Annotated in this window: 12 protein-coding genes; all 12 read right to left on the reverse strand. The window is 39.0% G+C overall.

Annotation, left to right across the window (positions count from 1 at the left end; translation table 11 throughout):
* Positions 1-123: 123 nt before the first annotated feature.
* Positions 124-393 carry a hypothetical protein gene (locus QA601_18255; GenBank protein ID MDG5817046.1) on the reverse strand — a complete coding sequence of 90 codons (270 nt, stop codon included), beginning with the start codon at positions 391-393 and terminating at the stop codon, positions 124-126.
* Between the two features lie 14 nt (positions 394-407).
* A complete protein-coding gene (locus QA601_18260; GenBank protein ID MDG5817047.1) occupies positions 408-1,118 on the reverse strand; it encodes a hypothetical protein in 711 nt (236 codons plus the stop codon).
* A 129-nt stretch (positions 1,119-1,247) separates the two neighbouring features.
* On the reverse strand, positions 1,248-1,886 hold the full coding sequence (locus QA601_18265) for a hypothetical protein (protein MDG5817048.1): 639 nt from the start codon (positions 1,884-1,886) through the stop codon (positions 1,248-1,250).
* A gap of 1 nt (position 1,887) precedes the next feature.
* The gene (locus tag QA601_18270; protein MDG5817049.1) at positions 1,888-2,430 is read right to left on the reverse strand and encodes a hypothetical protein; all 543 of its coding nucleotides are present in this window, start codon (positions 2,428-2,430) and stop codon (positions 1,888-1,890) included.
* Between the two features lie 213 nt (positions 2,431-2,643).
* On the reverse strand, positions 2,644-3,219 hold the full coding sequence (locus QA601_18275; GenBank protein MDG5817050.1) for a hypothetical protein: 576 nt from the start codon (positions 3,217-3,219) through the stop codon (positions 2,644-2,646).
* A 14-nt stretch (positions 3,220-3,233) separates the two neighbouring features.
* A complete protein-coding gene (locus QA601_18280) occupies positions 3,234-3,593 on the reverse strand; it encodes a hypothetical protein (GenBank protein MDG5817051.1) in 360 nt (119 codons plus the stop codon).
* Positions 3,594-3,981: 388 nt separating this feature from the next.
* Positions 3,982-4,599: a hypothetical protein gene (locus QA601_18285; GenBank protein ID MDG5817052.1), complete on the reverse strand. Its 618-nt coding sequence runs from the start codon at positions 4,597-4,599 to the stop codon at positions 3,982-3,984.
* Between the two features lie 14 nt (positions 4,600-4,613).
* Positions 4,614-5,291 (reverse strand): hypothetical protein, encoded by a 678-nt coding sequence (locus QA601_18290; protein MDG5817053.1) that lies wholly within the window; start codon positions 5,289-5,291, stop codon positions 4,614-4,616.
* 173 nt (positions 5,292-5,464) lie between these two features.
* Positions 5,465-6,187: an ankyrin repeat domain-containing protein gene (locus tag QA601_18295; GenBank protein MDG5817054.1), complete on the reverse strand. Its 723-nt coding sequence runs from the start codon at positions 6,185-6,187 to the stop codon at positions 5,465-5,467.
* Positions 6,165-6,755 (reverse strand): hypothetical protein, encoded by a 591-nt coding sequence (locus QA601_18300; GenBank protein ID MDG5817055.1) that lies wholly within the window; start codon positions 6,753-6,755, stop codon positions 6,165-6,167. The genes QA601_18295 and QA601_18300 overlap by 23 nt, the downstream gene beginning before the upstream one ends.
* Positions 6,756-7,091: 336 nt before the next feature.
* Positions 7,092-7,712 (reverse strand): hypothetical protein, encoded by a 621-nt coding sequence (locus QA601_18305; protein ID MDG5817056.1) that lies wholly within the window; start codon positions 7,710-7,712, stop codon positions 7,092-7,094.
* A complete protein-coding gene (locus tag QA601_18310) occupies positions 7,703-11,830 on the reverse strand; it encodes a M23 family metallopeptidase (protein ID MDG5817057.1) in 4,128 nt (1,375 codons plus the stop codon). Before QA601_18310 ends, QA601_18305 begins: the two co-directional genes overlap by 10 nt.
* Between the last annotated feature and the right edge of the window lie 230 nt (positions 11,831-12,060).

Raw genomic sequence — 12,060 nt, forward strand, 5'->3', positions numbered from 1 at the left:
CTTCCCATTCTGCTTTTGTTAAAGCTATTTTTTGGTTACTACTATCAAACAACCTCACTACTCCATTTCCTTTATTTATATAATTTTCTTCTTCGTCATAATCATCCCATTCGCTATTATATCTTACTTGTTGAATATTATCCTCCTCATTCCCGCTTCAATGAGCAGTTTGCACAGCTCGTCGGTCTGATTTATGTCAAAAACTGATCTGAATACCAGGGTATTGCATATCGGATTTGAATCTGGTTGATTGAGATCTGCTCCGGTCCCATCCCTTTGACTGGAGTGGAGGACTGTAGCACCACCGTTTATACCAGAAATATTTTCTATACTAAATGGCTGCAAATACAGTTGTGCTTCTTGTGTACTTCTTATATAAATAGATGTACTCACATGTGATTCATCATCTACTCAGGACATTCCCAACGAGTTGTATGAGTAATCAGGCTTAATGCATTATCTTTGAAGTATATAAACACCTCGTTAGTTCCTACTAAATTGATGCTTTCACCATCAACACTGAATAACTTTTGCCCTGGGGCATAGCCTTCAGTAAAACCTTTTTGTGTTAGCTCTAATAGTACTTTTTCCATACTCATACCCAAAGAAAGAAATTCTGGCAATTGCCTTCTTCCCTCTATTAAGTTACCATTAGGACTACAGAACCACAAAGAAGTCGTATTGAATGTCCTATATGTTAACTGATTTTTATATTCAAGGCCAGGTGGGCCTAATATTTCAATTACTTCTTTTTTACTCATACTAGGCTTTAATTTATTGGGAGTTTCAGGAAAATCTTTATATAAAATATAACGAATTGAGTATTTTCCATGTTCTTTAGAAATACCATTTTCATAATTATACAAAGTTAGAGTATCCATATTACAAGCAGGATTTTGCCTCCCAGTTCTACTACAAATTAGCTTGTAATCTTCGACATGTGTTGTATCCAAAAATTGCTCCCAGGAAACCATTTTTAACTGCTCATTTTTCCCTATAGGTCGACCTTTACTGAATGATGAATCTAATACAGCACCAATATCAAAACAGTCCTCACCATAGGTATACGATATAAATAGGATTATTGAAATATTAAATATCTTCATTACTCTCAACATTGGCATCCTCTTCTAAAGCGATTTGTTGCTGAAATTCATAAACTCCAGAAACAAAGAGTTGTTTCTGTATTTTTCCCTAAAAAATCTAAATCAATCAATAGGTTTTACGATATCGCTCTTTCCACTATTCTATTCCTCACATAAATCTATATATATTTGACAATCAATTAGAGACAATCTATCATCTATAAAAAATAATGTTATTGGTACACGTCCTTCCATTTCCTCATGGACGAGATCATATTCTGGATATAATGCTCCTGAAAATGGATCAGATTCGGCTTTACTAGTATAAGTCCACCTGTTTTTACCCTGTAAATACAAGTTACCCCGAGGTTTCCCAAGTACTTCCAAAACCCTTTCTTTACAGTCTCCGATCTGTATTTTACTATGTAAATTTACATTTTCTCCTGAGATCAGGTACCGCTCATAAGTCTGACCCCTTTGAACAACTACGCCGTTTGAATATATTCTTACTGTTGCAGTATCGGTCCAACAGATACTATAATACGTCTTTTTTTCTTCACACACTACAAAATTATCGGAAATAACAGAGGAAGTATTAAAGAAATCGGATAGATAAAGCTCTTTCTCCTGCGGACCAGAGTGCCATATTTTTCCGGAACGGAAATCTCCCTCTTTGCCTTTAAACGGTTCCAAGGAAAACCTTTTCAATATCAGTTCTTCATAGTTGCTGCAGTTAATTATGTCTCCTTGTGCCATTACCATTGAAGCAATTACCACAATTATGATAAGTATCAATTGCATGCTAAACCTCCGCATTTTCTTTATTGTTATTATTCATCGCTTCCCATTCCTTTATAGTCAAACACCTTAATTTATTATTTCCTTGAAAAAGTGCAGCGGCACCATTGCCTCTCGAACGACCTGCTGCGTATTTAGTGGTATTATCATAATCTCTCCATCCATAGTTATCATCATAAACCTTATAAATTCTATCCGGACACTTATCATTCCAAATATTACAATTACCGCAAGAAGTAGAGCGGCCTTGCAGCAGTGGATCATGTCCATTGGAATCCGGCCCATCGAAATGAATATGATCGTTATGGCCTATTAGCTCCTGAACTCTCTCACGTTGTTTTATAATGTAATGACAGTTAAATTGAATTTTCTGAATCCCCTCATTAATGAGCAGTTTGCATAACTCATCAGTTTGGTTTCTGTCAAAAACAGATGTGAATTCGCCGGTATGGCATATCGGATTTGAACCTGAGCAATTGAGATCTGTTTTATCCAATCTGACTTTTTGTTCCCCGGTAACCAGCCAACATCTAACTCGCATCCTCATCAAAAACCTTGAACCGTGTGCTGCGAGTGCGGAAATCCGAATTCCTGTCGCGCCTGTGGTCTAAACAATACGTTTTTTATTGGTAGGTGGAAAGGGTTTAAAGGGGTACGATTTGTCATGTTACGGTGAGGAGGAGGACTTGAATTTACCTTTAAAACACCCCAACGTAACATCCCTACCAGGAACTATTTCGGATTATTTTAGATATAGTACCTATTCCAAACAATAACCGATATAAACCGAAATTAAACCCAGTCTACCATCAATAAAGCGTAAAGCTACGGTTGTTTTCTTTCCCCCGCCCGCACTTACAGCATTACAGGTATATAACCATCGGTTTTCATGCATTTGTCGTGGCTTTCCAAGTACTTCTAAAACTCTTTCTTTACTATCCCCGATCGCTATTTCACTGTTTAAATCCACATCTTTACCCGAAACTAGGTACCAGTCAATCGTCTGGCCTCTTTCAACAATGACCCCATTTGAATATATTTGTACAGTAAAGGTGTCTACCCAACAGGTTTCAACTGTCAATGTGACCTTTTCTTCACACTCTATATATTCGGCAGAAGTCACGGAGGAAACATCAAAAAAATCGGATAGATAAAGCTCTTGTTCCTGAGGACCACGGTACAACAGTTCACCAAAATCTAGGCCCCCATCATACAAAAATGGTCCCAGCGAATACCTCTTCATTATACGATCTTCATAATTGCTGCAGTCAAATGCGTCTCCCTGAGCTTTTATGAAAGAAAGAAACACCATTGCTGTGAAAAGTACTAAGTGCATACTACCCTTCCTCATTAGTCTGTACCATTTTTCTGCATTTCATTCCACTCTGCTTTTGTCAAAGCGTTCAAATCACCTGTACCCTGCCTCAGGAGTCTAATGGTCCCAACACCTCGAGAATTACCTTCTTCGTACTCACTCGTGTTACTATACTCCACCCACTGTTTCCTCCAATAAACCTTATAAATCTCATCCGGACATTTACCTTCGCCCCAAATGTTACAACCACCGCAAGAAGTAAAACGGAGTTGACGCATCGGTCCACGCGTCAAACCAGGCCCATCACAATGAATATGGTGGTGATGGCTTACCATCTCCTGAACTCTTTCTCGTCTCTTTATTATGTAATGGCAGTTAAAAATTATTCTCTCCATTCCTCCATTAATGAGCAGTTCACATAACTCGTCTGTCTGGTTTCTGTCAAAAACAGATCTGAATGCCAGGGTATTGCATATCGGATTTGAATCTGATTGATTGAGATCTGCTCCGGTCCCATCCCGAAGGGTTGAGTGGGAAATATAGAAGAAGGCACTACTTCTGTGATAACAGGTTTATAGTTGACCTTTTTCTGAGATAAAAGTCCCAAAATTAGTGCTTAATCTATCGCATGAAAACGGGTTTAAGCCTTTCAAATCTGGTCTGCAATACTATGCGATTTAAACTCCTGCAAACAACTACAGACGGATTATTAGACTTATTACTTTATTATTACACTTTTTACCAGGAATGCTCCTGATATTAGCTAAAGCGTATTCACAACCTCTATTCAGCACAAAAAAGTTTACCTAGTGGACAATTAATTAAAGCCAATCTATCTTCAATAAAACTTAAAATTACTGGTAGTTCCTCCCGGATTGAAACTTCCGGAATTTGTGCTCCTGGAACTGGGTCGCTTTCAGCTTTACGATAATAAAATAATTCATTCTCAAACTTCCAATCTGGCATTCCAAGTACTTCCAGAACTCTTTTTTTACTATCCCCGATCGCTATTTCACTGTTTAAAATTACATTCTCACCTGAAATCAGGTACCGGTCATAATTCTGACCTCTTTTAACAACTACGCCATTTGAATACACTTGTAAAGTTAACGAATCTGTCCAGCAATAGCTGCGTGCGACCTTTTCTTCACACTCTATATATTCGGCGGAAGTTACGGAAGCAACATCAAAAAAATCGGATAGATAAAGCTCTTTCTCTTGAGGTCCATGATATAGTTGCTTCCCTGAACGGAAATCTCCTATATTGCTAGGCCCAGTAAACGGTTCCAAAGAAAATCTTTTTAATATGAGTTCTTCATAATTACTGCAATCAATCATATCTCCCTGAGTTTTTACTATTGAGACAATAATAATAGATAATATAAGCATTAATAAATGCATACTACACCTCCTCTTTATTCTGTATTGTTGTCATTCATCTCTTCCCACTCAGCTTTTGTCAATGCGTTCAGGTCACTACCTTCGAAAAGTCTAACGGCCCCTCTTCCTCGGGAATCACCTGGGGCGTAATTAGTGGTAGTATTATCATACTCCACCCATTCCCCTCTATGAAAAACCTTATAAATCTCATCCGGACATTTACCTTCGCCCCAAATGTTACAACCACCGCAAGAAGTAAAACGGAGTTGACGCATCGGTCCACGCGTCAAACCAGGCCCATCACAATGAATATGGTGGTGATGGCTTACCATCTCCTGAACTCTTTCTCGTCTCTTTATTATGTAATGGCAGTTAAAAATTATTCTCTCCATTCCTCCATTAATGAGCAGTTCACATAACTCGTCTGTCTGGTTTCTGTCAAAAACAGATCTGAATGCCAGGGTATTGCATATCGGATTTGAATCTGATTGATTGAGATCTGCTCCGGTCCCATCCCTGTGACTGGAGTGGGGCCTCATAGCACCACCATTAATACCAGAACTATTTCCTATACAAAATGGTTCTACCCTTTTTTGTTTTCCATCTTCATCAAGGACGGTACGGGGTGACCCGTCATCATTGCTCAGCCATTTGTCCCCAATACTCTTTAAAATTTCAATCTGACTTTTGGTACCCCAACAACCAGCCATCATCCAACTCGCGTGGTCTCCATCAAAAACCTTGAACGGTGTGCTAGGAGAAAGCAGTGCTCCAGAGACAAAAATTCATATTTGGCTTGCGGTACTTTTAACAAAACGACCTGTCATGGTCCGGTGAGGAGGAGAATCAATGCTTTACAAAGAAATACCCCAACATACATACTCAGTTATTTGGCAGAACTTAGTAATTTTACCATCTCAGGTGTGCCAAAATTTTCAGACCATTGCAATGGGGTGTAACCCTCATGATCGGTTACATAGATATCGACTCCATAAGAAATGAACAGTTCGACTAATTCAATATTATTGTTTTTTACTGCGAAAATAATAGGATAATTAGTATAATTCACGCCAGTTTCTCTTATTCCATTTACATTAGCTCCCTTTTTTATCATTTTTTTTGCTAATTCAATAGCGATCTTTTCGTCAGTAACTTTTGATGCCAGTACCAGTGGAGTTGTAGCGTTCTCATCGTAGATCTGATCAATATTATCGTATACTTCGTAATTTATTAGCATCTTTACGATCTTGTATTTATTAAAAACAAAACCAGTATAGAGCAGATCATATTCATAAATATTGTCTGTTAAGCAATAGTATAAGCATGCACCACTCTTAAGTAGCTCAAGAATTTCATTCATGTCATCATTATAACAAGCCTTACCTAACTTAGTTAATTTATAAGCTCCAACCTCATAGATAAACTCATCAGCACAATTACGATTTTCCATAGCACTTTCGAAAACTGAACCCACTTCTGGATCACTATAATGAAGATAACTGGTTTCATTCTCACATAATTTATCGGGAGATGCTTCCAATTTTTCATTACCACTGCAACAGTAGATTGCAAGGAATAACAGTAATTTATAATTGATCAATTTCAACATGAATACAAGGCTCACTTTCAAGATATTGTACAATGTCAGTATTCTTAATACTACTAATGGCGTGTAGTATCCGAACTACTTTTTCATTTTTAGTTAAAGATTCAATAAACTTTTCAGCACTAAGATTATTAAGCGAAATATCTACTACATTGAGCTTATTGTATACTTCTTCAGGTACACAATGTAATGATACGCGTTTTCCCTCTTTCGCTAGTTGAGTTATTTTTGTAACCATATTATTGATAATTGTTTCTCTATTTAAATTCCTTTCTACTCCTTCATCATAAACAGCTGTAACTGCTCGTCCAGGAGCTGCATACCTAATCCTATTTCCGTTGGACAAATTATTATACATTGCATTTGCTTGCTGAATAGGATAACGAATTGTACTACTTACCGTTATGCTATCGTGGCCGGAATTCAATGCTGCTTCCGATAAAATCTGCATACTTTTTCTTGATAGTATTTCTCTCCTTTCTTTTGATAAGTTACTAGCAAATAATACGTATTCACCCCAACTGTCATCTTGTATCGTGTCTTGAGTTATATAATTAACTTCGAGCTTCAACCTTCCACCGCTCTCCACTCTCTTTACAAAATTCTTCTTAAAAACCTCCATGTCAGTGAAATCGGTCTCACTGTCAAAGATGTGAATATTGCCGCCGGTATTTCTGCTTTCGTTTCCAAGTACACACAAATTGGTTCTGTCCTGATTTTGGGTGCTGGGGTCGTGCTCCAGCCATAAGCGGTGTTTGGTCTTCTCTTTTTATATTTGATTCATATTAATGCACTATGAATGATTAACCTTAAGCCACCAGATGTACTCGGGGAAAGGATCTTCTCTTATTTCTGCGGTTCCAAACATCCCAGTATAGTATAACTGTTTGGGTTTATGATACAGATGTTATTGAATAAGTTCCAATTCGGTAGCGTTTTTAAATTCAAAATTATATTTATTATCTTTTTCATCATCCAGAAAGGTAGTGATTTCCATTGAGCCTTCTTTAATTTTTACTTCAATGTTTTTTTCTTTTAACCCTTCATCCTCAACGTTAGGTTGTCCTATGGCAAAATTATCAATATTGTATAAATGGCCTCTTGCATACTTATATACAAAGAATACAGACATGTAGTAATCATCCAATTCTACTAAAAAAACTTTTGATTCTAGGCACTTGAAATACCACATATCTAATTCACCTCTATCGTATATGTCTTCTATCTTGAATGTTTTGTTAATTGAAGAAGATTCATTCTGATAATTGATGTATGGATATTCTATAGCTATATCAATTTCAACATAACTATAATTATAAATACCACTCTTAAAACTAGTTTCTGTGTATTCCTTTTTTTCACAACATCCTTGATTTATTTCATTTAGCAGCTGATTTTTTGGGTAATCTTCTAAGCCAAGCTCAATATTTTCCTTTTCTAGTTCAGATTGCCTACTATTGTATTTACTACATGATAAAATTATTATCGATAATATAAGTAATAATCCAAGATAAAGTTTTATTGCCATAATGTCTCCTTTATAAGATTTTGAAAACTTTTGTCTTCTGGTGTTAAATCATGTTCTGTTTTAATCGGAAAATAAATACAAGGGTTACATCTTTTGTCAAATCCAAATGTATTTATATCGTTGGTTATTTCTAAGTGCAAGTGTGGGTTACGTGTACTAATATTAGCTCCACCCCTTCCTGAAATACCTGTTAATCCAATTATATCGTTTGGCCCAACTTCCTCTCCTTGTTTGAAAAAATCATTTTTACTTAGATGCATATAAACAAGATAGAATGGACCATCATAATTAAAATTTATATCTAATACTTCCCCTTCATTTTTATAAGTAGGTTTGTAATCAGTATTTCGAAGCTCTTTGAAAGTATCTTCGTCTTTAACTTTCAGTACAACAACATGTCCAGCGAGAGATGTAGATGTATAAACACGCGCAACAACAGATTCGACACATGCATATACTTTTTTTCCTGGTTTTGCTAATAAATCCACACCAGCATGGTTTCCAACATTATCCCTTATATTTTCGCCAAAAGACCCATGCCATGGTTTATAGTGTCCACCCTGACTATACAAACAAAGCATAGGATCATCAATTGGTGGTCTCCAATTGGCAGGCTGAGCATAATTCACCCGCATCCTCAACCTTCCACCGCTCTCCACTCTCTTTACAAAATTCTCTTTAAACACCTCCATGTCGGTGAAGTCGGTCTCACTGTCATAGATGTGAATATTGCCGCCGGTATTTCTGCTTTCGTTTCCAAGTACACACAAATTGGTTCTGCCCTGATTTTTGGTTTCGGGGTCGTGCTCAAGCCATAAGCGGTACCTGCCCCAACGTTTTACTCCTCCTGGCCATGTTCCGCCAAATGTGCCTCGCCAAAAACCGAGGTCATCTATGCACTGAAGATTATCCCGCTTTAACCACCATATACCTTCGGGAATGGGACCTTCATTTACCTTATCCTGCCCTTCAGGCGGCTGCAGATCAGCACTTCCGGTGAACGCTTTGAGCGCGTTAACACTGTTAGTGTCGTCAACCTTAAAGGGCACCTCTTTCCCATCCTCATCAAACCACTGCAAAGATGAACCGTTAAAAACAAGGTGCTCTTTTCTTCTCAGGGCAATGGTAAAGGGGTTGCATAACGGTTCAGAATCAACTCCTCCCAGCGCCACCAGTTCAACAGTGTACCCGGCAGTGTCTGAAGGAAGTGTAAGTTGAATTCGGTTTCCATTACGCGTGAGATCTGTTGTAGCCGAGGAGATTTCACCATCCTCACTTTTTTCATATCTAAGCTGCCACTTGATACTCTCTTCAAATTGTTTCATCTTTTCAGTGGGATTACTTATTGAATAGGAATACTCCAATTCCCACTGAGGCAAAGTCTTAATATCATAACGATAGGGCCTGATTTCATCATTTTCAGCCTCAACAGACACCGGCATTCCCGGTTTAGCGGGCAGAGACTGTCCTTTGTCTCCCCCTGAAACGAGTTTAAGCTCTTTTATGGTGAAATCTGTCGCTAAGTTAGGAATGTCAACCTTATACCTGTAAAAGGTAATCCCCCCAACAGTTACACTGTTCTCTGTATCGAGTACCGAACTGTCCCAAGGCTGATCAGAAAGATTTTCTGACGCGGCTTGAAAATGAACATACTCCCTCGAAAGTCCGGCCCACTCTCCGGCTTTAAAAACCTCAGCTACATGAGGCAACATTTCATTTAACTCTTCATCGGTTGGTGTTTGTCGGATAAGAGAAGTATGGCCTGCTAATCCTGCCAGAAAATCGATGTCACTCCATTCAAACTTCCCTAACCTGTTAAACATACATGCCGAGAGCGCTTTACAGGTATCCGGATCAGCGTATCGGTCTGCAGCGGCTGCCCGTACCAGTCCGATCAGGGCGAAAAATTCCGATCTCTGATCGGATGTAAGCCCGCTTTTTTGCATTTCAGATAGCTGGTGCAAAAACAGTATGGGGTGAAACTGGTAGACCTCCAGGCCACCGCGTGCTCTCTCCGCATAACCATCAAAGATACCCTTCTCCTTTAGTTCATCCCAAAAGGAACACCTTTTTATTACATTAAGAGTATCTTCAAGTTGGGGGTTATTTTCCTCTGAATCCTCAGAATCTAACCCTAAGTGTTTTCCAAGCTCCGCATACTTACTGTCACAATAGTGCCATTCACTTGGACTTCTAATAATCAGATGAGAAAGTCGCCTGCTCCACTCCTTTTTCGAGTAGATCTTTTTTATATTAAAATCACCATCACTGTTGGTAATAGCCTCTGTTAACTGCTGAGCAGTTTCTGTTTCTTCTATTGTTCCATCTTCAAGACGAGCGATTGTTTTAAGATGCTCAAAATCGACAAAAGCATCGTGGTTCGCGGGATCCTCAAACATGCACTCATACCCGGCCCATGTAAATGGTGTCTGAGGTTCTATGTCAGTAATGTCGACCATTGTATCGGAATCAAGATAGGCGTATTTTACCTGATCGATAAATGTAAGATCAGGAGAATCGAGCATAACTGTTGTCTCATTCTTTGTTTTTTCACTTTGAGGTTTTTGTGATACTACCCATGGAGTATCCTTTATCAGTCTGGATTTATTGGTACCCTCTTCAATCTCTCCAAGCACCTCTCTTTTTATCCATACCTGTGCCTGCTCTTTTTCCGCGCAGGGTAAAAGAACTATCCTGTTGGGATCAGTCAGTTTTTCTACCAGGTATATTGTATCGCTGTCAGTCACCCAACCATTAAACACGGTGCTTAACTTGTGGATATCGCCAACTGTATACCAGTGATTATCGTCACCATTTAAAAGGTCGCAGAATTTTTTACCCTTATGCACAAGCCAGCAACGTTGTACTGTCCGAACCAGGCCTGTAACCTGGACTCTGAGATACTCCCCGCCGTTGTTATCGTCGATAACAGTGACGTAATCACCCTTGTGGAGTGTAACATTTTTAAGAGTAGCCGGTACAAGATCTCTTCCGGCAGGAATTACATAGCGTCCCTTCTTTGCAAAGAAACGCTCCAGTTTTGGATCATCAAGTATAGAACCGGTTTGGGATATTCTCTCTGGTGAAAAAACTTCCAAATGAAAGAATTTTTTACCATCAACAGATAAATAGTTCGATGGAAAGCCCACAATATCCCCGGCTGAAACAAGTGGTCTTTCTTTAGTGTCAGGAATGTGAAGCGATCCAAGCTTAGACTCATCAAGCTCCTCAGATGGAATCGTTTTTACCTGACCCTCAATTTTTATGTAATAAGGCCCGGGCACTACTGTATTAGGACGTGGCGATTTAAGCTCTGCCCAACCCGGTTTATCTTCTATACGCTCAAAAGAGATCTCTACACCGTTTTCTATAAACGATACCACATTTGCTGCATCCCCGGGAGCATCGGAGTACACTGCTAAACCATAAACACCCTGACAGGCATTCCATTCCTTATCCGTTCTCTGATTTACTGGACCATTGGCGGTAGATTGAATGAAGGATTGACCCTGATCATTTGTTCCTATCTCCCCTGTTCTACGTATGACACCATTTATAATTTCACCAGCCGGAGTAGTATAATTGACCTCCTGATCACCCGCACTATTGGGTTGACCAATCTTTTCCACAATTGACTTATATGGTATTAAATAATGGGTGGCTTCTCTTTTTTCTTTTTTCCAAAGCATCAGTCCGGGCACCGGTCTGTCGCTACCGTTAGCTTCATAGCCCTGAGCGCGCAAAAATGATGGAACAAATTCACCTTCCGGTTTGGGATTAAGATGCATGTAAAGGGAATAGTAATCCAGACTATTACCCAATACCGACCTATACTGATGTTTACACAAGACAAAGCTTGTTGAGAACTCAATTGGCTCACCATCTATAGTAAACTCCTCTTCGATGAACCTGTATGCCACTACTTCGCCATTTGCCACTGCCACAACAGGACCATCGGTGATAAGATGAATACCACCATGCCAGGTATGGTTTCTGCACCCCAGAGGAAATGATCCGCCAACTTCATCACACTTGTGCGCATTAAGACAACTATTACCATCATCTACTCTAACAGGATAACTAAACCCTTGTGTCAATGTATTATTGTTTATTTCCATTGAGCAATCATCTCCGGGAAAAACACTCTTGCCAGCTTTATCAGATTTTTAATGTATTAAGTGCCGGTCCTGCTCAGAAGGATTAAGAACTGAACAAAAACGGAGCTGCACCTGTCTTTATTTGAGTTTTTTCACTCACCTTATCTCTGACTTCACCCTCAAATTCTATCTCTCCACACTCTTCCACGACCCAAATAGCCTTACCGGTACCCTGCTCATTTCTCCCATGA

The organism is Chitinispirillales bacterium ANBcel5 (assembly GCA_029688955.1).
In the GTDB taxonomy this organism is placed as follows: domain Bacteria; phylum Fibrobacterota; class Chitinivibrionia; order Chitinivibrionales; family Chitinispirillaceae; genus Cellulosispirillum; species Cellulosispirillum alkaliphilum.